Annotated in this window: 24 protein-coding genes; 13 read left to right on the plus strand and 11 right to left on the minus strand. The window is 66.2% G+C overall.

Translation table 11 applies throughout. From position 1 onward, the window contains the following. Nucleotides 1-44 precede the first annotated feature (44 nt). Nucleotides 45-1,376 carry an NAD(P)/FAD-dependent oxidoreductase gene (locus MKK65_RS07300; protein WP_243956770.1) on the minus strand — a complete coding sequence of 444 codons (1,332 nt, stop codon included), beginning with the start codon at nt 1,374-1,376 and terminating at the stop codon, nt 45-47. 157 nt (nt 1,377-1,533) lie between these two features. Then, on the minus strand, nt 1,534-2,181 hold the full coding sequence (maiA, locus tag MKK65_RS07305; RefSeq protein ID WP_243956642.1) for a maleylacetoacetate isomerase: 648 nt from the start codon (nt 2,179-2,181) through the stop codon (nt 1,534-1,536). 136 nt (nt 2,182-2,317) lie between these two features. On the opposite strand from maiA, the gene moaB reads away from it, so the two are divergent. Then, complete coding sequence (moaB, locus tag MKK65_RS07310; RefSeq protein WP_243956645.1) at nt 2,318-2,875, plus strand: molybdenum cofactor biosynthesis protein B; 558 nt, start codon at nt 2,318-2,320, stop codon at nt 2,873-2,875. On the opposite strand, the gene MKK65_RS07315 is transcribed toward moaB, so the two are convergent. Both MKK65_RS07315 and MKK65_RS07320 read right to left on the minus strand, forming a co-directional pair. Continuing rightward, nucleotides 2,865-4,319, minus strand: coding sequence for an amino acid permease (locus tag MKK65_RS07315; RefSeq protein ID WP_243956647.1), 1,455 nt, complete (start codon nt 4,317-4,319; stop codon nt 2,865-2,867). The genes moaB and MKK65_RS07315 overlap by 11 nt on opposite strands. A gap of 137 nt (nt 4,320-4,456) precedes the next feature. Next, complete coding sequence (locus MKK65_RS07320) at nt 4,457-4,975, minus strand: hypothetical protein (protein WP_243956649.1); 519 nt, start codon at nt 4,973-4,975, stop codon at nt 4,457-4,459. A 165-nt stretch (nt 4,976-5,140) separates the two neighbouring features. Between MKK65_RS07320 and MKK65_RS07325 the strand changes: the two genes are divergently transcribed. The 3 genes from MKK65_RS07325 to MKK65_RS07335 all read left to right on the plus strand — a co-directional run bounded on the left by MKK65_RS07325 (nt 5,141) and on the right by MKK65_RS07335 (nt 8,733). Continuing rightward, nucleotides 5,141-6,256, plus strand: coding sequence for a PA0069 family radical SAM protein (locus MKK65_RS07325; RefSeq protein WP_409565376.1), 1,116 nt, complete (start codon nt 5,141-5,143; stop codon nt 6,254-6,256). 235 nt (nt 6,257-6,491) lie between these two features. After that, nucleotides 6,492-6,638, plus strand: a complete 147-nt coding sequence (locus tag MKK65_RS07330) for a hypothetical protein (protein WP_243956659.1) — start codon at nt 6,492-6,494, stop codon at nt 6,636-6,638. Further along, nucleotides 6,601-8,733 (plus strand): methyl-accepting chemotaxis protein, encoded by a 2,133-nt coding sequence (locus MKK65_RS07335; protein WP_409565377.1) that lies wholly within the window; start codon nt 6,601-6,603, stop codon nt 8,731-8,733. Before MKK65_RS07330 ends, MKK65_RS07335 begins: the two co-directional genes overlap by 38 nt. Nucleotides 8,734-8,963: 230 nt before the next feature. On the opposite strand, the gene MKK65_RS07340 is transcribed toward MKK65_RS07335, so the two are convergent. Together MKK65_RS07340 and MKK65_RS07345 are read right to left on the minus strand one after the other, a co-directional pair. Further along, complete coding sequence (locus MKK65_RS07340; RefSeq protein ID WP_243956663.1) at nt 8,964-9,116, minus strand: hypothetical protein; 153 nt, start codon at nt 9,114-9,116, stop codon at nt 8,964-8,966. A gap of 301 nt (nt 9,117-9,417) precedes the next feature. Beyond that, nucleotides 9,418-9,894, minus strand: a complete 477-nt coding sequence (locus MKK65_RS07345; protein WP_243956665.1) for a carboxymuconolactone decarboxylase family protein — start codon at nt 9,892-9,894, stop codon at nt 9,418-9,420. Nucleotides 9,895-9,959: 65 nt separating this feature from the next. Between MKK65_RS07345 and MKK65_RS07350 the strand changes: the two genes are divergently transcribed. Continuing rightward, entirely contained in the window at nt 9,960-10,427 is a 468-nt protein-coding gene (locus tag MKK65_RS07350; protein WP_243956667.1) for a MarR family winged helix-turn-helix transcriptional regulator, read from the plus strand. Nucleotides 10,428-10,529: 102 nt separating this feature from the next. Here the strand turns inward: MKK65_RS07350 and rpmB are convergent, their stop codons facing one another. Further along, nucleotides 10,530-10,832: a 50S ribosomal protein L28 gene (gene rpmB / locus MKK65_RS07355; protein ID WP_058190906.1), complete on the minus strand. Its 303-nt coding sequence runs from the start codon at nt 10,830-10,832 to the stop codon at nt 10,530-10,532. Between the two features lie 361 nt (nt 10,833-11,193). On the opposite strand from rpmB, the gene MKK65_RS07360 reads away from it, so the two are divergent. Both MKK65_RS07360 and MKK65_RS07365 read left to right on the plus strand, forming a co-directional pair. Further along, nucleotides 11,194-12,099 (plus strand): DUF3108 domain-containing protein, encoded by a 906-nt coding sequence (locus tag MKK65_RS07360; protein WP_243956669.1) that lies wholly within the window; start codon nt 11,194-11,196, stop codon nt 12,097-12,099. A gap of 86 nt (nt 12,100-12,185) precedes the next feature. Continuing rightward, on the plus strand, nt 12,186-12,476 hold the full coding sequence (locus MKK65_RS07365) for a DUF1330 domain-containing protein (protein WP_243956678.1): 291 nt from the start codon (nt 12,186-12,188) through the stop codon (nt 12,474-12,476). A gap of 10 nt (nt 12,477-12,486) precedes the next feature. Here MKK65_RS07365 and MKK65_RS07370 read toward each other — a convergent pair whose 3' ends face one another. Then, nucleotides 12,487-12,843: a darcynin family protein gene (locus tag MKK65_RS07370; protein ID WP_243956680.1), complete on the minus strand. Its 357-nt coding sequence runs from the start codon at nt 12,841-12,843 to the stop codon at nt 12,487-12,489. Nucleotides 12,844-12,918: 75 nt separating this feature from the next. Here MKK65_RS07370 and MKK65_RS07375 point away from each other — a divergent pair, with 75 nt between their 5' ends. Next, nucleotides 12,919-13,545, plus strand: a complete 627-nt coding sequence (locus tag MKK65_RS07375; protein WP_243956682.1) for a TetR/AcrR family transcriptional regulator — start codon at nt 12,919-12,921, stop codon at nt 13,543-13,545. Nucleotides 13,546-13,555: 10 nt separating this feature from the next. On the opposite strand, the gene MKK65_RS07380 is transcribed toward MKK65_RS07375, so the two are convergent. Continuing rightward, complete coding sequence (locus MKK65_RS07380; protein WP_243956772.1) at nt 13,556-14,569, minus strand: glycosyltransferase; 1,014 nt, start codon at nt 14,567-14,569, stop codon at nt 13,556-13,558. 855 nt (nt 14,570-15,424) lie between these two features. Here MKK65_RS07380 and MKK65_RS07390 point away from each other — a divergent pair. The 5 genes from MKK65_RS07390 (at nt 15,425) to MKK65_RS07410 (ending at nt 21,984) form a co-directional block, all read left to right on the plus strand. After that, nucleotides 15,425-18,751: a helicase-related protein gene (locus MKK65_RS07390; RefSeq protein WP_409565378.1), complete on the plus strand. Its 3,327-nt coding sequence runs from the start codon at nt 15,425-15,427 to the stop codon at nt 18,749-18,751. Nucleotides 18,752-18,760: 9 nt separating this feature from the next. Beyond that, on the plus strand, nt 18,761-19,054 hold the full coding sequence (locus tag MKK65_RS07395; protein ID WP_243956691.1) for an RNA-binding S4 domain-containing protein: 294 nt from the start codon (nt 18,761-18,763) through the stop codon (nt 19,052-19,054). Nucleotides 19,055-19,269: 215 nt separating this feature from the next. Next, complete coding sequence (gene fdxA / locus MKK65_RS07400; protein WP_058190913.1) at nt 19,270-19,608, plus strand: ferredoxin FdxA; 339 nt, start codon at nt 19,270-19,272, stop codon at nt 19,606-19,608. Nucleotides 19,609-20,162: 554 nt separating this feature from the next. After that, entirely contained in the window at nt 20,163-20,759 is a 597-nt protein-coding gene (locus MKK65_RS07405) for a CarD family transcriptional regulator (RefSeq protein WP_058190914.1), read from the plus strand. Nucleotides 20,760-21,108: 349 nt separating this feature from the next. Continuing rightward, nucleotides 21,109-21,984, plus strand: coding sequence for an RNA polymerase factor sigma-32 (locus MKK65_RS07410; RefSeq protein WP_243956702.1), 876 nt, complete (start codon nt 21,109-21,111; stop codon nt 21,982-21,984). Nucleotides 21,985-22,048: 64 nt separating this feature from the next. Here the strand turns inward: MKK65_RS07410 and MKK65_RS07415 are convergent, their stop codons facing one another. Together MKK65_RS07415 and MKK65_RS07420 are read right to left on the minus strand one after the other, a co-directional pair. Next, nucleotides 22,049-22,522: a GNAT family N-acetyltransferase gene (locus MKK65_RS07415; protein WP_243956704.1), complete on the minus strand. Its 474-nt coding sequence runs from the start codon at nt 22,520-22,522 to the stop codon at nt 22,049-22,051. 89 nt (nt 22,523-22,611) lie between these two features. Continuing rightward, nucleotides 22,612-23,844, minus strand: coding sequence for an MFS transporter (locus tag MKK65_RS07420; RefSeq protein WP_243956706.1), 1,233 nt, complete (start codon nt 23,842-23,844; stop codon nt 22,612-22,614). Between the last annotated feature and the right edge of the window lie 36 nt (nt 23,845-23,880).

Raw genomic sequence — 23,880 nt, forward strand, 5'->3', positions numbered from 1 at the left:
CCTCCCTGTTGCGGCCCCCGTGTCGTCGGGGTGCCGGTTGAGTATCAGTGCAGCTTCACCCGCGACTCGGTCTGGCGGGTGAGCGCCCGGGCCAGGGCGTCGAGCGCGGTCTTGACGCTGCCGTGGAGCGCCCGCTCGTGCATCTTGTAGAGCGAGCGGTACATCATCCGGGCGAACAGCCCGGCGATGAGCATGTTCTTGCCCCGGACGAAGCCCATCAGGCTGCCCACGGTCGAGTACTCGCCGAGCGAGACCAGCGAACCGAAATCCTTGTATTTGAACGGCTTCAGGGGCTTGCCGTCGATCTTGGCCTGAATCTGGACGATCAGGTGGCTGGCCTGCTGATGGGCCGCCTGGGCTCGGGGCGGCACCGGCCTGTCCGAGCCGGCCTCGACCAGGTAGGCGCAGTCGCCCATCGCGAAGATATCGGGATCGCGGGTGGTCTGCAGGGTCGGAGTGACCACGAGCTGGTTGGTCCGCGTGGTCTCCAGGCCGCCGATGCCCTGCAGGAAGGGCGGCGCCTTCACGCCGGCCGCCCAGACCACCAGTTCCGACGGGATGAAGGTGCCGTCAGCAAGTTGCACGCCGTCGGCCCGCACCTCGGTCACCCGCGCCTGAACGCGGACGTCGACGCCGATCTTGTGCAGCAGCTGCATCACCTCGGCGGAGAGGCGCTGCGGCACCGCCGGCAGGATCCGGTCGGCCGCCTCGACCAGGGTGATGCGGATGTCCTTGCTCGGGTCGATCCGATCGAGCCCGGTGGAGACCACGTGACGGAAAGTCCGGTGCAACTCGGCGGCGAGCTCGGTGCCGGTGGCGCCGGCGCCGATCACGGTGACATGGAGCTGTCCGGGCCGGACCGGACCGGCTTGGGTGTGCGCCCGCAGGGATGCGTTGACGAGACGCTGGTGGAAGCGCACCGCCTGATCCTGGGTGTCGAGCGCGATGGCATGCTCGGCGACCCCGGGCGTCCCGAAATCGTTGGTCGTCGAACCCACCGCCATCACCAGGGTGTCGTAGGGCACCGAGCGCTCCGGCGTGACCTCGCGCCCCTCTGGGTCGTGGCTCGCGGCGAGCCGGATCGTGCGGGCCTCCCGGTCGAGCCCGGTCATGCTGCCGATCCGGTAGCGGAACCCGTGCTTGTGGGCGTGGTGCAGGTAATCGACGGCGTGATGGCCGATATCCAGGCTGCCGGCCGCAACCTCGTGCAGCAGCGGCTTCCAGATATGCGTGCGGGCCCGGTCGACCAGCGTGATATGCGCACGCTTACCGCGCCCGAGCTTGTCGCCGAGCTTCGTCACCAACTGGAGCCCGGCGGCCCCGCCGCCGACCACAACGACGCGATGCAGGCCGGACTCGTTCTCGACGGGTACCATCGACACCCTTTCTTCCCACGGGCCTGGATTGACGCCCCGGCCGGATTAAACGCCTTGGACGTCCGCTTGCCACATCTGCCTGCCAAGAGCACGTCCCATCCGCGCCCGCGCGACGAGAGCACGCGCGACCGTTGCATGTGGGAAAGCCGCCTCGGCCTCAGGCCGCGGGGGCGCCGGGCTGGCGCAGGGGATGGGCCTCGGCGACTTCCGGCAGGGCGAGGCAGGCCTCGGCGATTCGGGCGACCGTCGGGTAGGCCGCCGTGTCAATTCCGAAGATGCCGGTCCCGACCCAGAGGCTGACGAGGCAGAGGTCGGCGTGGCTCACCGCGTCGCCCTGGCAGAAACGGCCGGTTCCCGGCTCGGTAGCGAGCCGGGTCTCCAGGGTCCGCAGCCCAGTGTCGAACGCGTTGCGCAGGAAGGCCAGCATCCGGTCCCGGGGCAGCCCGTATTCCTCCATCAGGAATGTCCGCACCCGTGGCACGTAAAGCGGGTGCGTATCGCAGGCGACGACTTGAGCGAGCGAGCGCGCGCGAGCCCGCGCTCGTGGCTCCTCGGGTAGAAGGCGTACGCCGCCTCGGGTCTCCTCCAGATAGTCGAGGATCGCCAGGGATTGGGTCAATGGCGGCCCGTCGCCGTCGAACAGGGCCGGCACCGCACCCTGCGGGTTGATCGTGCGGAACTCCGGCTTGTGCTGGTCGCCGGCATCGAGATCGATGAAGGTCTCCTCATAGGCGATGCCCTTCAGCTTCAGGGCGATCCGGACCCGGAAGGCGGCGGCCGAGCGCCAGTTGCCGTACATGTGCATGGTGTCGAAATCTCTGATTGGCTTGATCGATCAGGCCTGAGTTCGTGGCGCGCTGCAAGGGGCGGCCCAGCCATCAGGGGGCGACAAAGGAGGACCGGCAACCCATATCGGCGGTCTGTTCCGGAGAGGCCCCACGATGCCCGATCAGCCCGATGCCCGCGCCTTCATTCCCCTGGGAATCGCAGTGCTCACTGTCTCGGACACACGGCAGATTGCGGATGACCGGTCGGGCGACACTCTGAGCCAGCGCCTCACCGAAGCCGGCCATCGGCTGGCCGCCCGGGCCATCGTGCCGGACGAGATCCCGGCGATCCGCCAGCAGGTCCAAGGGTGGCTACGCGACCCGGCGGTGGACGTGGTGATCACCACCGGAGGCACCGGCTTCACCGGCCGCGATGTCACGCCGGAGGCGCTGGAGCCGCTGTTCGAGAAACGGATGGACGGTTTTTCCGCGGTGTTCCACCGAATCTCGTACGACAAGATCGGCACCTCGACCCTGCAATCCCGGGCCACCGCCGGGGTCGCGCAGGCGACCTACGTGTTCGTGCTGCCGGGCTCGCCGGGGGCGTGCCGCGACGCCTGGGACGGTATCCTGGCCCAGCAGCTCGACTACCGGCACCGCCCCTGCAACTTCGTCGAGATCATGCCGCGGCTCGACGAACATCTGCGCCGCGGGGCGAGCGTCACGGCGTGATCGCGTTGCCCTGCTTGCGCCGCAGGACCGAGTGCCTGCGGCCGTAGAAAAAATACACGACCAGACCGATCGCCATCCAGATCACCAGGCGCAGCCAAGTGTCGAGGGGCAGGCCGGCCATCAGCAGCAGACAGAACAGGATCCCCAGGATCGGCACCACCGGCACGGCCGGCACCCGGAATGGGCGCTTCATGTGGCGGTCGGTGCGGCGCAGATGGATCACCGCGCCGCAGACCAGGATGAAGGCGGCCAGCGTCCCGATGCTCACCATCTCGCCGAGGATATTGATCGGTACCAGCGCCGCCACCAGGGCGACCACCCCTCCGATCAGGGCTTGGCTGCGATAGGGCGTCTGGTAGGTCGGGTGGACATGGGCGAACAGCTTCGGCAGCAGCCCATCATTGGCCATGGTGAAGAATATCCGGCTCTGGCCGTAGAGCAACACCAGGATCACCGTCGTCAGCCCGGTGAGGGCCCCCAGCTTGATCAGCAGGGAGAACCAGCCAATGCCGATCACATCAACGCCTTTGGCGATCGGATCCGGGACGTTCAGCTCCTTGTACGGCACTAGGCCGGTCAGAACCGCGGCCACGAGCACGTACAGGATTGTGCAGACGGCGAGCGAGCCGAGGATGCCGATCGGCATGTCCTTCTGCGGCTTGCGGGCTTCCTGAGCGGCGGTGGAGACTGCGTCGAAACCGATGAAGGCGAAGAACACCACGCCGGCGCCGCGCAGGATGCCGCTGTAGCCGTATTGCCCGAAGGTGCCCTCGTTCGGCGGGATCAGCGGGCTCCAATGCGCCGTATCGACATGGCCCCAGCCGAGCGCGATGAAGGCGACCACCACGGTGAGCTTGACCGCCACCATGATGTTGTTGAACCGCGCCGATTCCTTGGTGCCGCGCATCAACAGGAGCGTGATCAGGGCGACGATCACCACCGCCGGCAGATTGAACAGGGCGGTGCCGCCGCCGTCGATCGCCGTGCCCGGCGCGTGCGCGAACCGGGCCGGAATTGCGATGCCCACATCCTTCAGCAGGCTCGTGACGTAACCCGACCATCCCACCGCCACGGTGGCCGCGCCCATGGCGTATTCGAGGATCAGGTCCCAGCCGATCAGCCAGGCGAAGAACTCGCCCAACGTCGCGTAGGTGTAGGTGTAGCTCGATCCGGCCACCGGGATCAGCGCGGCCATCTCGGAGTAGCACAGGCCGACGAATGCGCAGGCGATGCCGCCGAGCACGAAGGACAGCATGATGCCCGGGCCCGCATATTGCGCCGCCGCCGTGCCCGTGAGCACGAAGATGCCGGCGCCGATGATCGCCCCGACGCCCATGGCTGTGATCGACAGAGCGCCAAGGGATTTCGAGAGCTGCTCCTCCCCCTCGCCGCTTTCCAGAATATCGTCGACGGACTTCCGCCCCATCAGGCCTGAGGAGTCCATCGGCGCATCCTTCCTCGCCGCGCCGCGGTGCGGCGCTCAGCTATAACCTCCAATTCAGCAATTTTTCTGCCATAGCGCCAGTAATTTCGGCTGATGTTTAGCCGATACCACTAAGTCGAGCTGCGACAATCTGTCGATTAGGGCCTGTCGATGCGGGCGATCAGCGGCCGGACCTTGAGGCGCGGCGCAAACACGGCGCCCGCCCGCAGCGCCTCCCGTCGCACCACGTCGCCGGCCCTGGCCCGCCTTGCGCCGGTTACGGACTCGACCCGGCCAACGAGACGGCCCCTCCAGCCCGTGGCCGGGCGGTGCAGCCTTCCAAGCCCGGTCTCCGGCCGGGCGGTGTTGACGAAGCGATCGAGGGTGCGGATCCAACCCTCGGCCGGAACGTCCCCGGCCTCTAGGCACAGCACCCAGTCACGCCGCGCTTCCGCAGCACCTGCCGCATAGGGGCTTCCGCTCCGGTGGAGGACGAGGGTCGCCCCGGTGGCGTCCGCGATGGCCGACGCCGCCTCGCTCTCCTCGTCGGTTACGATGACAGCATCCCCGACCAGGCCACCGGCTACACCGGATACGAGAACGCTGAGCGTGTCGGCCAGGCGATCGATCGCGTCCGGATCGGCCGGGTCGGCCAGATAGGTCACCGCAGAGAGCATGACCGCGCCCATAGACGATTTTGCGCGGCGGTAAACCGGTGGGTAGGCATCCCGGAGAGGCTGGAGGTTATCGAAGCCGGGAAGCAGTTGCGTTTGCCTGAAATTGAGGCGCTGGCCTTCGGTCCGTTCGCGCTATGTTCCAAGCAAACCACAGGGTGGAGCACGATGGCGGCGAGTCGGGATGGATCCACCCCCAGGTTTCCCATGCGCCTCGGTTCGAGCACGCGGTCCCCGGAAGCCCGGCGCGGACGCGGCGCCACAGCCAACCCAACAAGCCGCTACGAAACGGCCAAGCGCGAGAATTTTCAGGACGGCGATTGGGAGACCGATGCGATCGCTCCCCTGCGCACGCAGGTCACCCTCGAGCGTGCAGGGCGGATGATTGCCCGCAACAGCTCGCCGGACATCCCGTTCGACCGGTCGGTCAACCCGTATCGCGGCTGCGAGCACGGCTGCATCTACTGCTATGCGCGCCCAACCCATGCCTGGCTGGGACTGTCGCCGGGGCTCGACTTCGAATCGCGGATCTTCGCAAAGCCCGATGCTGCCCAGCTCCTGAAGCGCGAGATCGCAGCCCCAGGCTACCAGCCGGAAACGATCGCCCTCGGTACCGCCACCGATCCCTACCAGCCGGTGGAGCGGGAGCACGGCATCACCCGTGCGGTGTTGGAGGTGCTGCGGGCGGCGCGCCATCCCGTCGCCGTCACCACCAAGTCCGACCTCGTGCTGCGCGACCTCGACATCTTGGCCGAGATGGCCGCAGAGAACCTCGTTCTCGTGGCCATCTCGCTGCCGACGCTGGACCCACGTCTCGCTCGCCTGCTCGACCCGAGAGCACCGCGGCCGGAGAAGCGGCTCGCCGCAATGCGGCGCCTCAGCGAGGCGGGCGTGCCCGTGATGGTCAACGTCTCGCCGATCATCCCGGGGCTGACCGATCACGAGATTGAGGCAATCCTGGCGAAAGCCCGAGAAAACGGCGCGAGCCGCATCGGCCATGCCCTGCTGCGGCTGCCGGGCGAGGTTGCCGACCTTGTGGCCGACTGGTTCGCCGAACACTATCCCGAATGCCAGGCCCGGGCCTTCGCGCTGCTGGCGCAGGCAAGGGGCGGGCGTGAGAATGATCCGCGCTTCGGCCATCGCTTCCGCGGAGAGGGGCCCTACGCCGAACTGATCGGCCAGCGGGTCCGCATCGCCGGCGGCCGGCTTGGCTTCGCCTTCGGGCGGATGGCACTGAACACGGCCGCCTTCCGCAAGCCGGGGGCGCAGCTCGCGCTGTTCTAAAGCAGGGTCGGGCTTCGCAGCAGCGATCGCCACACGACGCAGGCTGCACGAAACCGAGCCTTCGTTCATGACACTCGCCGTGATGAGGGAATCAGATTTCAAGGTAATGGATGCGGATGGCAGCACCGCCGTCATCGGACTTGACCGCAATGTATTTCACGACCGTCGAGAAACACAATCTTCCCTCGAACAAGTAGACACATATAGATTGTCATAAATTCGAGCTGCAAACGTCATGGATCAGATCCAGAAAGGCTATGCTGCCGGTGGAGATTTGGATTTATTCCAAATTAATGGCAAATATTATCCGGCAAAGCATCAACATCCAGACGGAACCATTGTCGATGTCGCGTGGGCAACCCTTAACGTTCGCCGGATTTGAACTCACGACCCTGACGATCGGCAAAATCCTGTGCGCGACCCTGTTCTCGATGAGCGTCATGTTGATCGCCTCGGGGGTGGCGACCCTGCGTGATGCGCAGGTGCAGACGGAGCGCAGCCACCGCGTGGTGGCCCTGACCGAGGCGAGCCGGACGCTTCTCAAGGATCTGCTGGCCATCCGTATGGAGCGCGGCCGCACGCTCCAGGCGCTGAAAGCTGCTCAGCCGATTCCCGGCAGGGATGCGACGCTGATCGCCACCCAACGCACCACGATCGCGGCTGGCCTCGACCAGCTCGCGACGCTCGCCCGAGAGGTAGATGCGCCCGCGGTGCTGGCGAAGGTCGAGCCGCTGCAGCGGGCCTACGCGGCCACGCTCAGGCTGCGCTCGCAGGTCGACGCCGCATTGGCGGTGCCCGCAGAGCAGCGACCCGCCAGCACGCTGCCGGCCATCGCCGAGGCGTCCCAGGCGCTGCTCGAGGCCTTCCTGGCGGCGAACGATGCGGTCGATGCTGCGATCCCGCGCGGCGATGCGCTTCTAGCGCATTACCTCGACTTGAAGCGCTCGGCGTGGGCCTCGCGGGCCCTGATTGGGGGCGTGGTGGTGCGGATCGAAGCCGCGGTCGCCGCCGGCACCCCGTGGTCGCAGGCCGATATCGTCGCCGCGGCCGAGGAGCGTGGGCGACTGGCCGCCGCCTGGGCCGGCGTCATCGCGACCGCCGCCGACGAGACCTCGGATACGGTCCGAGCCGCCTTCGGCACGGCCAAAGCGAACAACTTCGAGGGCGAGGCCGAGGCGCGCCGCAATGCCTTTACGGAGGCGCTCACGCAGGGCCGCCGGATCGACCTGTCCATCGACGAGATGCGCATTCGCCACACCGCCGAGGTGAATACAATCGCCGACCTGGCCACAGCAGCGCTCGATGCGCTGGTCGACCGGGCTCGGGCGCTGACCGAAGAGGCACGCGCCTCCCTGGTGCGGACCGTCCTGTTCCTGATCACCGCTCTGCTGCTGACCGGTGTTGGCACGCTGGTCGTAGTCCGCCGCGTGCTGCGGCCGATTCGCACGATGACCACGGTCATGCGAGCACTGGCTGCCGGCGACGCATCCGTCACAGTCCCGGCCCAGAAGCACCATGACGAGATCGGCGCCATGGCCGTCGCCGTCCAGGTGTTCAAGGACAATCTGATTCGGACCCGGCAGCTCGAAGCCGAGGCGGACGAGGCACGCCGTACCGCCGAGGAGCAGCGTCGGGCGGTCACACGGCAGCTGGCTGAGCGTTTCGAGGCGGCGGTCTCCGGCATCATCACCCAGGTCGCATCCGCCGCAACGGAGTTGCAAGCCACCGCCTCGCAGATGACAGCGAGCGCTCAGGAGACCGCCAGCCAATCCGGCACGGTGGCCGCGGCGGCCGAGCAATCCGCCTCCAACGTCAACACCGTGGCGAGCGCCGCCGAGCAACTCGGCAGCAGCGTCGATGAGATCGGCCGACAGGTGCAGGATTCGACCACCCTCGCCCAGCGCGCGGTGGGCGAATCTGACCAGACCGCCGCCCTCGTCTCCGAGCTGAGCGCAGCGGCCGCCCGAGTCGGGGACGTCGTTCAGCTGATCGCCTCGATCGCCGCCCAGACCAACCTCTTGGCCTTGAACGCCACGATCGAAGCAGCGCGGGCCGGCGAGGCGGGACGGGGGTTCGCCGTCGTGGCAACCGAAGTGAAGGAACTCGCCGGGCAGACCGCCAAGGCGACGGAAGAGATCGCCAGCCAGATCGGCCGGATCCAGGGGGTCACAGGCGAGGCCGTTGGGGCGATCGGCACGATCACCGGCCGCATCCGGGAGATCAACACGGTCGCGACCACGATCGCGGCGGCGGTGGAGCAGCAGGGGGCGGCGACCCGCGAGATCGTCCGCAACGTCACCCAGGCGACGACTGGTACGCAGGAGGTCAAAGATAACATCGCCGGGGTGGCGCAGGCTGCCGAGCAGACCGGCGCAGCAGCCGAGCAGGTCCTCGCCTCCGCCACTGGGCTGTCGCGCCAATCCGAGCAGCTTTCGGCCGAGGTCGACCGCTTCCTCACCACCGTCCGGGCCGCCTGAACGCAGGCTGTTCGCCGCCGCCGTTACAAGCCCGATCGCGCTGGCTTAAGACCGATCGACATCGGTTTTCCCGTTGCCGGTCTTATTCCAAGGCGCTGACATGCGCCGTAAGCCTTGCAGGAAACAGCCGGCCGAAAGCGGGCGACTCGCACGCCTCTGGGGTCCGAAGCGAGGCGCCCCCTGCTCGGGAATTCAGATGAAACCGGGCCGCTTGCCGATCCGAGCGTCCATCAACCCGCGACTTCGATATTGGGTCCGAGCGCGCCGGCAACCAAGCCATCGCGATAAGAGAAGCGGTGGCTAAGCACGTTGGCCATCGGCGTATCGGGCAGGAATTGATCGCATTCCGATTCGCGAGCGAGACCGGTCGGATGCGCCATCATCGATCCGGCAAGACCTCCGCCGCGCTCGCCTCCGTCTGTTAATAGATCGTCGACTTACAGGTGCCGCCCGTGGACCGGATTCTCTGGAACCGGAAGCTTGCCAGCAGCACGAGACGGACACCATGCCGAAGCACGACGAAGCGATAGCCGTCTACGGTCTGGCGCCGCTAGCGTGCGACGAGATTCTCCGAACCGGATCAATGCGGCCGCAACCGGCTTAGGAGCGGGTAGCAGGCTCACACCGCCGTTTCGTCCACGACGTCGATTGGGCGTTCGGGAACGGGTCGCATCGGCGCGGCCTTCAGGTCGCGTGCCGGGCGAGCGGTGGGAAATGCAGGCCGCCCGCCATGCGGTTCCAGGCGTTGATGGTGGCAACGGCGGCGGTCAGCACCATAACTCCGTCCCGGCCGAACAGCGCGCTCGGAGGTTCCACGGCTGAGGGCCCTGGACCATCGGCCATACGGGTGAGGTGCTCGGCCCAGGACAGGGCAGCTCTTTCGCGCAGCGAGAAGACTGCGCTGTCGCGCCAGACGGCGATCGCGTCGAGTGTGCCATCCGCGATACCAAGGTGGCGGGCCGTATCAAGATGGAAGTCCTGGCAGAACACGCAGGCGTTGATCTGGGAGACGCGGATTTTGACGATCTCGCTCAGGCGCTTATCCAGGCCAGCCTTGTCCACGGCCTCACCGAGGGCGAGCAGTGCGGCATGGGCCGCCGGGATCGAAGCCCTAAAAATGTCGTACGAAAAAGCCGCTTTCTCAAGTGTCACATCGTCCATGGCATGCCTTCCGCGCTTCGATAATGTCAGCGCCCACACATCATATCAAAGCCCTGATAAGCGCAATGGCTGACGTCATGGACGAGTTGCCAGAGGCCGGCGAAGGCAAGCGCGGCGTCGACGGTCATCTGGGCTATCTACTTCGGCAGGCGGCCCATGCTCATCGTCAGCGCGTCGAGCAGCGGCTGAGCGGCCTCAGCCTCACCCTGCCGCAATTCTCGGCCCTGACGATGCTGGACGCGTATCCCGGCCACAGTGGCGCGGATCTCGCGCGGCTTGCGCTCGTGACGCCACAAACCATGAGCGTCATCGTTGCGAACCTATTGAAGGCTGGTCTCGTCGAACGGACGCCGCATCCGATTCACGGCCGTATCCAGACGATCACGCTGACGGAAACGGGCGCTGTGATGCTCCGAGCGGCGAAACAATGCGTCTATGCGCTGGAAGCGGAGATGCTTACCGACCTCGCGCCAGAGGTGCGCGCAGCGATTCGCCAATGGCTGACGCGAATCGCGCGGCCGGAAGCCGGATAGGAACCGGGGGCCAGCCCTTCAGAAGCAAGCGAAAACCGCCGCGGCATGGTCAGCCGCGGCGGTTTGCAGTGTCAGACCGATAAGGCGTGGAAACGCCGAAGATCAGGCCGCGACGGCCGGGGTCTCGGCCAGCTTCTTGTGAATTTCGCGCTTCAGAAGGCGAGCGGTCTGCGACAGGTCGCCTTCACCGGCCTTGATCAGGAAGGCGTCGAGGCCGCCGCGGTGCTCAACCGAGCGCAGGGCGTGCGCGGTGACGCGCAAGCGAACCCGCTTGCCCAGCGCATCCGACTGAAGGGTGACGTTGCACAGGTTCGGCAGGAACCGGCACTTGGTCTTGTGGTTCGAGTGGCTCACGAGGTGGCCGACCTGAACGGCCTTGCCGGTGAGTTCGCAGCGGCGCGCCATGATGACTAAAATTCCCGTCTCGTTCCGCCCGAGAAGACCCGATCGCAAGCAGCGCGATCATCGTCGCAGCGGGCGGCGCCCGATACGTATTCCAGGTCCAGCGGAGTCCTGTTGAAGGCGCGAGCCTATAGGCGACCTAGCCCCGATGCGTCAAGCTCCGGACGGGTCCGGCGTGTATCCGATGGCAGTCCAGCGCCCAACGGTCTGTTAACCACGATACCGGGATATAACCATCCTCCGCTCGACAAAGGCCGGCACCGCGCCCGCACCGAGCGCAGAGAGCCCGTCTGCGAGTTCGTCTCGCGAGACCGTCTTGCAAACGATATTTGTCGTCCGATTTTCCTGGGATGCGATCCGGATCATGAGCGCCACGCCTGTCCGTCGGACGATCAAACCGCTGACGACGCGCCTTCTCGGGACCGTGCTCGCCCTAGCGACGCTCAGCGCACCGGCCGATGCGGCACGCCGTGCAAAGCGGACTGCCGCCGCTGCGCCCACCACGGTGACGGTCGATTACGGCATCAACCTCGCTGGCCTGCCGATCGGCACCGCCCGACTCGCCGGCACATTCGAGCACGACCGCTACCTGATGGACGTCTCGGCCGTGCTGACCGGCTTGGTCGGGGCCATCACCGGCGGCAAGGGCTCTGCGCGGGCCTCCGGGACCTTCTCGACCGCGCCTCAGCCGGGCGCGTTCTCGATCGCGACCCATACGGCGAGTTCGGGAATCGCAGTGCGGATGGCGCTGGCGCACGGCAACGTCGTGCAAGCTGAAATCACGCCACCGCTGGTCGACATGCAGGATCGGGTTCCCGTCACGGCCGCCCACAAACGCGGCATCATGGATCCGGTGAGCGCGCTGCTGATGCCGGCTCAGGGCCGAGGCGAACCGCTCGATCCGGCCAATTGCAACCGGACCCTGCCGGTTTTCGACGGCGCCACCCGGTTCAACGTCGTGCTGAGTTACGCCGAGACTCGCGAGGTACAGAAGCCCGGCTATGCGGGACCGGTCCTGGTCTGCACCGCCCGCTACCAGGCGGTGGCCGGCCACCGGCCGGACCGGCCCGGCGTGAAGTTCATGGAGGACAACCGCGAGATGTCGGTCTGGCTCGCCCCCGTTGAGGGGACGCGTGCGCTGATCCCGCTGCGCATCTCGGTGCTGACCACCATCGGCACCAACATCATCGAGGCGACGCGCTGGACCCAGGGTGCCGCCATGGGAACAGCCGGCGCCAGCGTCGCCCAGGCAAGCCTGCCCGGGCAGTAGCGCCGGGGCGCGATTCGGCTTTGACCGTCGGCGTCTTTCAGGGCACCCGTGCGGCGCAAGCGTGGCAGCCAGGAAGGGAGAGGACCATGCCGAAGGGCTACATCATCGTCCGGATGACGGTCACCGATCCGGACACCTATGCGGCCTACGCCGAGATGGCCTCCGCGGCGATGCGGCACCACGGCGCCAAACCCCTGGTGCGGGGTGGGCGCTGCGAGGCGCTGGAAGGCGCGGCCCGGCCGCGCAACGTCGTGCTCGAATTCGATTCCTACGAGGCGGCGCGGGCCTATTATTTTTCGCCGGAGTACCAGGCGGCCAAGGCAAAGCGCCTGCCCGCCGGCATCGGCGAGGTCGTTTTGGTCGAAGGCGCCGATTGAGGCGGCGGCTTCAAGCAGCCAGGGGCGAGCGGCCGTAATTGGTCGCGTACGCATTCTCCACGGCCGGTATGATCTCCACGATCGTGAACCACCGGTCCCAGAAGGCCGTCTCGCGCAGGGCCTCGACGACGCATTCGTAGGCGTGGTTGTCGCTCGCCTCCCAGACCCACAGGTCGGTCACGCGGGCGGTGTAGAACTCGGCGTCGTAGAAGCGCAGCCTCACGGCATCCGCGTGGCGGCGCAGGATCGGCTCGAACACCTCGCGCAGTCGGGCGAAACGATCGTCGATCGACAGGGCGAGCCATTCGGGCGACGTCTTCACCAGCATGAAGACGGTGAGCTTGGGATTGAAGGTCTGTTCGGACATGGAATTCACCGCTCCTTGGGTCTGTTGGAACGTCCCAATGATGCCCCTGCGCCGCCCGGCGGCGAACTCGCGTTCATGACAGGTCGAGCAGCGCGGAGGCCGGCGCTCAAGCCTCGGAAAAACCCGGAACAATCCCGATCCGCCGAAACGGTCCGGACGATTCTCGAAGGCGCGGCTCGCGTTCTGGAGGAACAGGGCCTAGCCGGTTACACGACCAATGCCGTGGCCGAGCGGGCCGGCGTCTCGGTCGGCTCGGTCTACCAGTATTTTCCGGGCAAGGAGGCTCTGACTGCAGCCCTGGTCGCGCGGGAGACTGGCTTGCTGATCGCCGCGGTGCAGGAAGCGGCTGAGGCGGCAACGCCGGAGCTCGGCTTGCGTCGGATCGTGCAGGCGGCCGTCGCCCACCAGATGTCCCGGCCGCGCCTCGCCCTGCTGCTCGACCGAGAGGAGAATCGACTTCAGCTTGACGACAACCTGGACGCGGTCACCCGGGCGATCTCGAGCGCCTTCCTGGCCCTTCTCGGGCACCTCGAACCCCGGCCGCCGGTCGAGGCCGAAACCGCGGCGGGCGACCTGTTCGCGCTCGTTCGGGGCATAGTGGATGCCGCCGGAGAGCGCGGTGAGCGAGCCAGCGACGCGCTGGAGCCGCGCGTCCTGCGCGCGGTGTTCGGTTATCTCGGGTTGCCCGCGGCGGTGCCGTAACGTGTGCGGCCTACGAGCGCGTCGCACAGTATTTGAGATCGCGCGCGATCGAGCGCCACCGAATCGCATCCTGGTGGACGGATCGATAGACCCCGCCACGGATATTCCGGATCACCGCCCACACGCCCCTGGGCCGGCTGCGCGAGACGTAGACCTGCTTCCTCTGCCGCAACTGGTGCAGGGCCCGCTGGAAAAAGTGGATTGCCTTCCCGCGATCGAAGAGGGGAAACGTGACCTCAGTCTCGTCCGGAAGATCGCGGATCACCTCGATCATGTCGGCGGTTGCGGAGATGTAGTCGTCGAGCTCCCTAATCGGATCATGCCCTCTCGCTTTATGGCTGCGGCGGCCGTCCCCGAACAGGTTTGTCGCATGCTGCCGATAGGTGACGAGGGGCAGGTTCAGTTCCGCCGTCTCGCCGACCACCTGGCCGAGGAACACGATCCATCGGTCATGCGCGATCTTTTCGTTGGGCACGATGAAGTCTCGGAACCGCCCCTGGATGTCCGCCAGATGTAGAAGCTCCCGGCGGAAGACGATCGAAAACCCGAAGAACGTCAGCCAAGGATCGTAACTTAGCGGTGGCTTGACACCGGTGCTCCGGATGCCTTGGGTAAATTTTACTAGCTTACCGGTCGACTGATCCAAACTTGAAGCGGCGTGTACAATCATTGAGATATTTGGCTTTTGGCAAAAAGCTGCGACGCGCTCGAGTTTTTTGAGATCCCAGATATCATCCTGATCGCAGAATGCTATAAAGTCTCCCTTTGCCAATAAGTCCGCATTCAGGAATTTGTCGCGAAATCCAAGATTTGCATCGTTAACTTTTATTTCTAACGGCACCGAGGACACTGCTGCAATCGATTTGACGATCTCTACGGTCTGATCCGTCGAGCGGTCATCCGCGACGATGATCTCGATTGGTCTGAAACTTTGGTTGATGACGCTATTAAGCAGCTCATGAATGAATGAAGAGCCATTATACGCAGCTATAACCACTGAAACAGTTTTACTTTCAACATTCATTTCCACTGGCTCTGATATCCTAGCACTTCAAACTTGAAATCTTTGATCGATGCCGAATCCCGCACTCGGCAATGCGGACTGAATCAACTCTTATAATTACAATATCAGACCTGGAAAACTTTTGGAACGGCAGTCGCCGTCGGACCGAGCAGACATAATCGGCTACATGCCCGTATTTACGTATTAATCGCGCACGGTATTGTGGTTCCACTTGAATCAGGGACCGGCCGTTCCATTCGAGATCGCCACCTCGCAGAGCGCTCGGTTTGACCGTTGCGCGTTTTCGATCCGCTTCGGGCACATTATTGAGTGAGGGGCCGTGTTCGGGAGGCCCATCGAGCAGGCCGCTACAACGATCGAATCTTTCATCTTCCCGGCGATGATCCGCGCATGTACTCGCACCGCCTCCGAATCGCCCTCGTTCTGGCAGCCCTCGCAGGCGCCGGATCAGCCGCGGCCCAGCCTCTGACCGCCGGATCGGCCGATCCCGGCTGCGGCGGTGATGCCTTCTCGTCGGCCCAGGTGATCGAGCACCGGCCGCCTCGACACGGCCCGCTGGTGGCCATACCCGATACCCTCTGCGCCGACCTGACGCCCCAGCCAGGATCCCCGCCCACGCAGATCGATGTCTATCCGCTGATTATGCCGCAGGTTGGCAGCGGCCCGGGTGATATCCCATATGGGGGAGGACCGACGCGGCCCTATCGTCCCTGACGCGCCCGGCCGCCCGAAACTCCCTGCCCGCGCCAGACGGCGCCGCGCCGGCCTTCCCGTCCGAAGGAACCGCCGACCATCGACGCGCCGCTCCGCCCCCTCCCCCGCCGGTCCCTGCCGCGCGACGTCCGCGCCCGCGGTGTGACGGCGGTTCTCGGACCGACCAACACCGGCAAGACGCATCTCGCGATCGAGCGGATGCTCGCGCACCCGACCGGCATGATCGGGCTGCCCTTGCGGCTGCTCGCCCGGGAGGTCTACCTGCGCGTGGTCGCCAAGGTCGGCCCGGAAAAGGTCGCCCTCGTGACCGGGGAAGAAAAGATAAAGCCGGACCGGCCGCGCTACTGGATCTGCACGATCGAGGCGATGCCGCGCGACCTCGACGTGGCCTATGTCGCCATCGACGAGATCCAACTCGCTGCCGACATGGATCGCGGCCACGTCTTCACCGACCGCCTGCTCTATGTGCGCGGCCGGGAGGAGACGCTGCTGATCGGCTCCTCGACTATGCTGCCGCTGGTCCAGGGACTGATCCCGAACGTCCACACCACGACGCGGCCGCGGCTGTCGAAGCTGAGCTTCGCGGGCGAGAAGCGGCTGTCGCGCCTGCCCCGGCGCACCGCGATCGTGGCCTTCTCGGCCGAGGAGGTCTATGCGATCGCCGAGCTGATCCGGCGCCAGCGCGGGGGGGCTGCGGTCGTGCTGGGCGCGCTCTCGCCGCGCACCCGCAACGCCCAAGTCGAGATGTACCAGGCCGGCGACGTGGATTACCTCGTCGCCACCGACGCGGTCGGGATGGGGCTCAATCTCGACGTCGACCACGTCGCCTTCGCGGCGAACTGGAAATACGACGGCACTCGCTTCCGCAAGCTGACCCCCGCCGAGATGGGCCAGATCGCGGGCCGTGCCGGCCGCCATCTCGCGGACGGGACCTTCGGCTCCACGGGTCGCTGCCCGCCCTTCGAGCCCGAGATGGTCGAGCGGCTGGAGAATCACGACTTTGATCCGCTGCGCATCCTGCAATGGCGCAACCCGGATCTCAGCTTTGGGACTCTGGAGGCGCTCCAGGCGAGCCTCGACGAGCACCCGCGCGAATCCGGTCTCACCCGCGCGCCGATGGGGCAGGACCAGCAGGCGCTCGAGATTTTGATGCGCGAGGATGACATCCGCGACATGGCGCGGAGCCAATCCACGGTCAGGCGTCTCTGGGATGTCTGCGGTGTACCGGATTACCGCAAGGTGCACCCGCAGGTGCATGCCGATCTGGTGGCGCAGCTCTATCGCTTCCTCATGAAGGGCATGGCCGGACGCATCCCCGACACCTGGTTCGCCGAGCAGATGGCGATGATCGACCGCACCGACGGCGACATCGATACGCTGTCCCGACGGATCGCCCAAGGGCGCACCTGGACCTTCGTGGCCAACCGCCCCGATTGGCTGCGCGACCCTGAACATTGGCAGGGCGAGACACGTCGGGTAGAGGACAGGCTGTCAGACGCCCTGCACGAACGCCTCGCGAGCCGCTTCGTCGACCGGCGCACAAGCGTCCTGATGCGGCGCCTGAGAGAGAACACGATGCTCGAAGCCCAAATTTCCGCCGACGGTGACGTCACCGTCGAGGGTCAGCATGTCGGTCACCTGCATGGATTCCTATTTGTCCCCGATGCCAGCGCCGAGGGGCACGAGGCCAAGACTCTGAGGAGTGCCGCCGAGAAGGCGCTCTCCGGAGAGATCGAGGCCCGAGCCGACCGCTTCGCGGCGACCGCCGATTCGACCCTCGTGCTCGCGCATGACGGAATGATTCGCTGGACCGGCGCTCCCGTGGCGAAGCTGACCCCTGGGGAAAAACTGTTCGCCCCGCAGATTCGTCTGCTGGCCGATGACAGCCTGACGGGCGCGCATCGTGAGAAGGTCGAGGCGCGGCTCGATGCTTGGCTGAAAGCCATGATCGTGCGCCTTCTCGGCCCGCTGATGGAGCTCGAGACCGCGGCCGACCTCACAGGGCTGGCCAAGGGCATCGGCTATCAGGTGGTCGAGGCACTGGGCGTGCTGGAGCGCTCGAAGGTGGCCCACGAGATGCGCAGCCTCGACCAGGAGGGGCGCGGCGCGCTCCGCCGGCACGGCGTGCGCTTCGGCGCCTACCACATCTTCCTGCCGGCCCTGCTGAAGCCGGCCCCGCGGACCCTGGCAGCCCAGCTCTGGGCCCTGCGCAATGGCGGGCTCGACCAGCGCGGCCTCGATGAGATCGCCCATCTGGCCGGCTCCGGCCGCACGTCGATCAAGGTCGACCGAGAAATCGCCAAAGGCCTCTACCGGGCAGCTGGCTTCCGTGTCAGCGGCGAACGCGCGGTGCGGGTCGACATCTTGGAGCGGCTGGCCGACCTGATTCGCTCGGCGATCGCCTATCGTCCGGGCACCACGCCGGGTGCTCCGCCGGACGGCACGGCCGACGGCGATGCCTTCGTGGCGACCGTCGGAATGACCTCACTGGTGGGCTGCTCGGGCGAGGATTTTGCATCAATCTTGAAATCGCTGGGCTATTCCCTGGAGGCCCGCCCCGGTCCGGCTATCACGGTGCCGCTTCTTCCGGCGGCTGCGACCGCACCGGTCGTGGTGACTCCGGTGTCGGAACTTGCCCCGGCGAGCGAGTCCGGCGCCCTCAATGAGGACTCGGCCGGCGAATCCACCGGCAATGAGACGGATGCCCCCGCGCAGGCTGCTGATGTGGCGGACTCTGGCGACGAGACAACAGCCCCGGAGAACACGGAGCCCGCCCTCGTCGCCGCGGAAAGCCCCGAATCCGCTCCCGATGCTTCACCGGAAGCCGAGCCTGTCGAAGCGGCTGCCGAAGCCGAGCGGGAGGCGCCGCCCACACCACAGACCGAGTTGGAAAAGGCTCCCGCTGAAACCGCTCAGTCCGCCGAGACACATGACTCGCAGATGATCCAGCCGACTGAGACGGTTGCCGAGTCGGAAGCAGCCGAGCCCGCGTCCGATTCGATATCGGCCGAGAGCGAATCCGACGGTGCGCAGACTGAGGCCCCGGCCGAACAGATCCTGATCGAGGTCTGGCGCCTGCAGCGCCATCAGCGTCCGGCCAATCCCCGACCGCAGAACCGCCCGCGTGGGGCCGGTCGCGGACGCGACGGCGGCCAGCAGGGTCAACAGCAAGGTCCCGGTCGCCCGGAGAGCGGGCGCCCCGATCAGCGGCGGGCAGAGGGGGGCGAGCGCCCTGGCAACGAGGGCGGGCCCCGCACCGGGCGCGACCGCGGTCCCCGTCGCGAGCGGTTCGAGGGCGTCCGTCCGGAACGCCGGGATGAGCAGCGCAATGCCGAACAGCGTCACGCAGCGCCGCGGCCCGATCAGCGTCCGCCGCGGCGGGAGCGGGCTCCAGATCCCGACTCGCCCTTCGCCAAGCTGGCCGCGCTGAAGGCGCAGCTCGAAGCCGGCGACGGCGGAAAACGCTGATCCTCGCGGATGCGGGAGGGTCGGCAGCGGCTCGACAAATGGCTGTGGTTCGCGCGGTTTGCGCGGACCCGTTCCCTGGCCGCGCGTCTCTCCGAAGACGGCTTCGTACGGGTAAATGGAACTCGGGCTGAAAATCCGGCCAAGGGCATCGTGATCGGTGATGTGGTGACAGTGGCGGCCCCGCACGCGACATTGGCCGTGCGGGTGCTCAGCCTTGGTGAGCGCAGGGGCCCGGCCCCGGAGGCGCGTCTCCTGTACGAAGATTTGGCCGGCATCCAGCCGGAGATCGGACCGCCCGAGTGAGGAGCGAGCGCCACAGGGGCCGATCGAGCACCGGGTCGCCTGCCCCTGGGACACCCACGCGCTTGTCAGCCCGGAAGGCAGGGTCTAGAGCCCTTGGCTTCCGAAAGACTTGGTTCGACGCCAGGTTTTGCGGCGCACCATCGCAGCGCCACCTGGGCGTGCGGGCCTCCGAGGCACCGCCCCGGCAGACCAGAATTTTGGGACGAAGACAGCCGATGACCTACGTCGTCACCGACAATTGCATCAAGTGCAAGTACATGGACTGCGTCGAGGTATGTCCGGTGGACTGCTTCTACGAAGGCGAGAACATGCTCGTCATCCATCCGGACGAGTGCATCGATTGCGGCGTCTGCGAGCCGGAATGTCCCGCGGAGGCGATCAAGCCGGACACGGAGTCGAACCTCGAGACCTGGCTGAAACTCAACGCCGATTACGCCAAGAGCTGGCCGAACATCACGCAGAAGAAGGACGCTCCAGGCGACGCCAAGGAGTGGGACGGCGTCGCCGGCAAGCTCGAGGCGCATTTCTCGGCCAACCCTGGTTCTGGCGATTGAAGCCTGATGCCCACGCGGAGGTCGCTTCCAAACAGGATCGATTGAAACGCAACCCGCGCGGCGCAGAAACTGGATAACGGATTGCCTCACGATGTTGCGATCCGCCGTCCATCCGACGGACGCTTGTGGATCGAGACGGAATCTGAGTCCGACCTGCGTCAAGAGATGCGCTGAGCGGCCCAGAGGTCATTCCGCTCTGGCTTGGCCAATTTAAAACTCTTCCGAGGCCGCGCCGGGACCGCGCGTGCTTCTTCAGGGATGCTTTGATCTGCGCGCCGGATTGTGATACACAATCCGCCTGCCGTCGCTCGCGCCAGACGTGCTCCCTCCGGCCGAAATGCCTTTCGCTTTCGTGGATTACGTAGGATGGCACGCGAATGACTGCCGAAGGTGACTTCGGTAGATGTTCCGGTGTTTGCACGGCCGCGCCGGGGAACGCCCGGATCTTCGCCCAACAGGCGAAAATCCCGGGAACGGCGAGGCAAACCGGGTATCCCGCCCGGAAGAACACGGTTTGGCGCGGAGCGTCGCGCGCCAGTGGAGGCCCTTCTCGCATGACCACAGCCAAGAAGACGACGACCGCCGGCCGGCAAGGCTTCAAGACCGGTGAGGCCGTCGTATATCCGGCTCACGGCGTCGGTCGCATCACCGCGATCGAGGAGCAGGAGATCGCGGGCTACAAGCTTGAGCTGTTCGTCGTCTCGTTCGAGAAGGACAAGATGGTCCTACGCGTTCCGACAGCGAAGGCCAACAGCGTTGGCATGCGCAAACTCGCCGAGCCGGAACTGGTGAAGAAGGCGCTGGACGTGCTGACCGGCCGTGCCCGGATCAAGCGTACGATGTGGTCGCGTCGGGCCCAGGAATACGAGGCGAAGATCAACTCGGGCGATCTGCTCGCCGTCACCGAGGTGGTGCGCGATCTGTTCCGCTCCGAGGCCCAGCCCGAGCAGTCCTATTCCGAGCGTCAGCTCTACGAAGCGGCCCTCGACCGGATCGTACGTGAGATCTCTTCGGTCAACCGCATCACCGAAACCGAGGCGTTGAAGCTGATCGAGCAGAGCCTGGCCAAGTCGCCGCGCCGTGCCAAGGAAGCTGAGCCCGAGGCGGATGCCGACGGCGAGGGAGACGATATCCAGGAAGTGGCCGCCTGAAGCGCCGTTCTTCGGCGAGACGGAGCCCGGCCTCGAATGGCCGGGCTTTTTTTATGCCGAAACGCCGAGCGCTCTTCGCGGGATCAATCGGACCCCGATCGGCTCCGAGCCCAACGTTTCCTTGTCGGATTGAAGGGTCAGGACTGGACGGCACGGTGCTGGAACCCATTTTCTTCCAACAGAACACGAAAACGTGGCCATCCGGTTGGCGCACTGCGAAGCGGAGCGGCGGAACTTTCGTGTTTTACCTCCCGTTGTCGGTTGCCTGGCGCCGCCCATCGGTGACGCCCTGCGGGTTGAACGCTCCGTTCGGCGCCGCAACAGCACTCGGCAACAAGAGGCAGGCGGGATGGCTGATATCGCTGGAATTCGTCGGCAGTTCATACGGACTGCCATGGAGGCGCCTTTCCTGGCACGGGAAGAAGAGCGTGGCCTCGCTGTCCGCTGGAAGGACAACCGCGACGAACGCGCCCTGCACCGCCTGATTTCAGCCCATATGCGCCTCGTCATCGCCCTGGCGGGGCGCTTTCGTCACTACGGCCTGCCCATGGCCGACCTCGTCCAGGAGGGGCATGTCGGTCTCATGGAGGCTGCAGCGCGGTTCGAGCCGGAGCGGGATGTCCGCTTCTCGACTTACGCGACGTGGTGGATCCGGGCCTCAATCCAGGATTACATCCTGCGCAACTGGTCGATCGTACGCGGTGGCACGTCCTCGGCCCAGAAGGCCCTGTTCTTCAATCTGCGCCGCCTGCGTGCGCGGCTGATGCAATCCACCGAGGAGCATGTCGGCGACGAGATCCATCGCCGCATCGCGACGGCGATCGGCGTCTCGCGCGACGACGTCGCACTGATGGATGCCCGCCTCTCGGGCCCCGATATGTCGCTCAACGCGCCTATTGGCGAGGACAACGAGGCCTCATCCGAGCGCATGGACTTTCTGGTCGATGGCGCCGCGCTACCGGACGAGACCGTCAGCGCCACAGTCGATGGGGAACGGCGTCTCAGCTGGCTGCAGCAGGCACTTACGGTCCTGTCCGAGCGGGAGCTGCGGATCCTGCGCGAGCGGCGCCTCGCCGAGGATCAGGCGACCCTGGAGGCTTTGGGCCAGCGCCTCGGCATCTCGAAGGAGCGGGTCCGCCAGATCGAGAACCGCGCCCTGGAAAAGCTCCGCCGCGCCCTGGCCGACCGCTTCCCAGCCGCCACCGGCAGCCCGCATATCGGCTGACCGTCCCCGCGAGATGGTTATTCTTCGAAGTAGCCCGGCCTCACAGGCCGGGCTTTTCGTGTTTTCAAAGCTGCTTTCTCATCAGGATCGCCCGAGAAGTAACGCGTTCGCCCCGGAACGGCTTGATCTCACCGGTCGGGCTGAATCCCATCCGCGTCCAGAAGCTCATGACCGGATTGGTCTCCACCACGGCCAAGCGCAGCGTGCGCACGTGTAGGTTCTTCCGAGCGAATTGCTCCGCTGCTTGGTAAAGCGCCCGGCCGAGGCCGGATTCTTGAGCACTCTCGCGGATCGCCAGGAGCCCAATGAAGGCTGTTTCTGCTGTGGGATAGCCATTGACGAGATGCAGAAGACCGATGGCCGTGTCGTCGCACTTTGCCAGGAACGCGTGCCTATTGTGCAGATCGCATCCCGGCGGGAGCATTGTCACGAACGCCGCGGCCGCATCCGCGCGTCGCGGCACGCCATCGACCCGCATCGAATAGGCGGTGAGATCGTCGAAGACGGCGTCTACGGCGCGCAGGTCGTCCGGGGTCACCACCCCGAGTGATACGGGGGACCGATCCCTCATCGCTCCCTCTCCCCGCAGCGTGAAACTTTACGAAAAGTCGGCGGCCCGGAGAAAACCTACGCTGCCTGGATCGCCGCGCTGCGCCGCTCCCGTCGACGCCGGCGCCGCCCAGGCTCGGGGGTTGTATCGAGCCAGATCACCAGCGCGAGGGCCATAAGCGCCGGCACCCCGAGGGCGAGGAACGCGCCGGTCCAGCCGAACAAGGTGTAGGACAGGCCGCCATACCAGCCCGACAAGGCGCCGCCGACGCCCTGCACGGCGTTGACGCTGCCGAGTGCCGTCTGGGTGCGGCCGGAGCCCCAGGTCAGGTCCGCCACGATCACCGGCACCGCCACCCCGACAATGCCCGAAGCCACGCCGTCCAGGACTTCCGCAGTGATGAGCCAGACCGGATCGTCGATCAGGCCCGAGAGCACCGCCCGTACCGGCAGCACCGCGAAGGCCACCATCAGGAGCTGACGCCGTCCGCGCCGATCCGCCAGGGAGCCGGCGAACAGCGCCACCGGCACCATCACCAACTGTGCCACCATCACGTAGCGGGCGGTCCAGGTCGTGGCGTCAGCAGCGGTGGCAACCAGCTTCTGGCCGAGCAGGGACAGCATGCCGCCGCTGCCGAGGTTGAACAGCGTCAGCGCCACGGTGAGAACCAAGAGGCGCCGGTTGCCGAGAACCTGCCGAATGCCGCTGCGCTGCGGCTCGTCGTCCTCGTCTTCCTTCCAGCCCACGGCGCGACGCTGGTTCCAGGCGCCGGCCGGTGTCGTCAGCGTGGCGACGATCGCGGCGACCGCCATGCCGCCCAGTACCCAGAAGGCGATGGCTGGGCCGAAGGTACTAGTACCGAGGCTGATGCCACCGGCAGCGATCAGAATGCCGATATGGTTGAAGGCCTGATTGCGACCCTGCTGCTTGGGGAATCCGTCCTTCCCGACGATTCCCAGGGTCAGCGCCGCGACCGCTGGCAGAAGCAGCGTGCCACCTGCAGCGGCCAGTAGCTGCGCCACCAGAACCGCCGGGAAGCTGCGCGCTGGCAGGAGCAGCAGCGTGCCTACCAGGATCGCTGCGCAGGCGAGCGCCACCAACAGGCGCGGGCGCGGAAAGCGGTCGACAAGGGCCCCGAACGGACCACTCAGAAAGAGCGTCCCGAATCCAACCAGGGTGATGACGAACCCGATCCGCGCCGGACTCCAGGATGCGGCCTGCGCCAGCCAGGTCCCCAGGAATGGCCCAAGACCACCCTGGATGTCGCCGATGAACAGGTTGATCAAAGCGAGGTGCGCGGTGGGGCTCATGCGATCCAGATCTGGCGGCGGGCCCCGCACCTGGAC

The sequence above is a fragment of the Methylobacterium sp. J-001 genome (genome assembly GCF_022829565.1).
Classification (GTDB): Bacteria; Pseudomonadota; Alphaproteobacteria; order Rhizobiales; family Beijerinckiaceae; genus Methylobacterium.

What these genes read in the sequence shown, in the direction of transcription:
- MKK65_RS07300 (WP_243956770.1), bottom strand. Translation starts at nt 1,376, where the DNA reads ATGGTACCCGTCGAGAACGAGTCCGGCCTGCATCGCGTCGTTGTGGTC.
- maiA (WP_243956642.1), bottom strand. Translation starts at nt 2,181, where the DNA reads ATGCACATGTACGGCAACTGGCGCTCGGCCGCCGCCTTCCGGGTCCGG.
- moaB (WP_243956645.1), top strand. Translation starts at nt 2,318, where the DNA reads ATGCCCGATCAGCCCGATGCCCGCGCCTTCATTCCCCTGGGAATCGCA.
- MKK65_RS07315 (WP_243956647.1), bottom strand. Translation starts at nt 4,319, where the DNA reads ATGGACTCCTCAGGCCTGATGGGGCGGAAGTCCGTCGACGATATTCTG.
- MKK65_RS07320 (WP_243956649.1), bottom strand. Translation starts at nt 4,975, where the DNA reads ATGCTCTCTGCGGTGACCTATCTGGCCGACCCGGCCGATCCGGACGCG.
- MKK65_RS07325 (WP_409565376.1), top strand. Translation starts at nt 5,141, where the DNA reads ATGGCGGCGAGTCGGGATGGATCCACCCCCAGGTTTCCCATGCGCCTC.
- MKK65_RS07330 (WP_243956659.1), top strand. Translation starts at nt 6,492, where the DNA reads ATGGATCAGATCCAGAAAGGCTATGCTGCCGGTGGAGATTTGGATTTA.
- MKK65_RS07335 (WP_409565377.1), top strand. Translation starts at nt 6,601, where the DNA reads ATGTCGCGTGGGCAACCCTTAACGTTCGCCGGATTTGAACTCACGACC.
- MKK65_RS07340 (WP_243956663.1), bottom strand. Translation starts at nt 9,116, where the DNA reads ATGATGGCGCATCCGACCGGTCTCGCTCGCGAATCGGAATGCGATCAA.
- MKK65_RS07345 (WP_243956665.1), bottom strand. Translation starts at nt 9,894, where the DNA reads ATGGACGATGTGACACTTGAGAAAGCGGCTTTTTCGTACGACATTTTT.
- MKK65_RS07350 (WP_243956667.1), top strand. Translation starts at nt 9,960, where the DNA reads ATGGCTGACGTCATGGACGAGTTGCCAGAGGCCGGCGAAGGCAAGCGC.
- rpmB (WP_058190906.1), bottom strand. Translation starts at nt 10,832, where the DNA reads ATGGCGCGCCGCTGCGAACTCACCGGCAAGGCCGTTCAGGTCGGCCAC.
- MKK65_RS07360 (WP_243956669.1), top strand. Translation starts at nt 11,194, where the DNA reads ATGAGCGCCACGCCTGTCCGTCGGACGATCAAACCGCTGACGACGCGC.
- MKK65_RS07365 (WP_243956678.1), top strand. Translation starts at nt 12,186, where the DNA reads ATGCCGAAGGGCTACATCATCGTCCGGATGACGGTCACCGATCCGGAC.
- MKK65_RS07370 (WP_243956680.1), bottom strand. Translation starts at nt 12,843, where the DNA reads ATGTCCGAACAGACCTTCAATCCCAAGCTCACCGTCTTCATGCTGGTG.
- MKK65_RS07375 (WP_243956682.1), top strand. Translation starts at nt 12,919, where the DNA reads ATGACAGGTCGAGCAGCGCGGAGGCCGGCGCTCAAGCCTCGGAAAAAC.
- MKK65_RS07380 (WP_243956772.1), bottom strand. Translation starts at nt 14,569, where the DNA reads ATGAATGTTGAAAGTAAAACTGTTTCAGTGGTTATAGCTGCGTATAAT.
- MKK65_RS07395 (WP_243956691.1), top strand. Translation starts at nt 18,761, where the DNA reads ATGCGGGAGGGTCGGCAGCGGCTCGACAAATGGCTGTGGTTCGCGCGG.
- fdxA (WP_058190913.1), top strand. Translation starts at nt 19,270, where the DNA reads ATGACCTACGTCGTCACCGACAATTGCATCAAGTGCAAGTACATGGAC.
- MKK65_RS07405 (WP_058190914.1), top strand. Translation starts at nt 20,163, where the DNA reads ATGACCACAGCCAAGAAGACGACGACCGCCGGCCGGCAAGGCTTCAAG.
- MKK65_RS07410 (WP_243956702.1), top strand. Translation starts at nt 21,109, where the DNA reads ATGGCTGATATCGCTGGAATTCGTCGGCAGTTCATACGGACTGCCATG.
- MKK65_RS07420 (WP_243956706.1), bottom strand. Translation starts at nt 23,844, where the DNA reads ATGAGCCCCACCGCGCACCTCGCTTTGATCAACCTGTTCATCGGCGAC.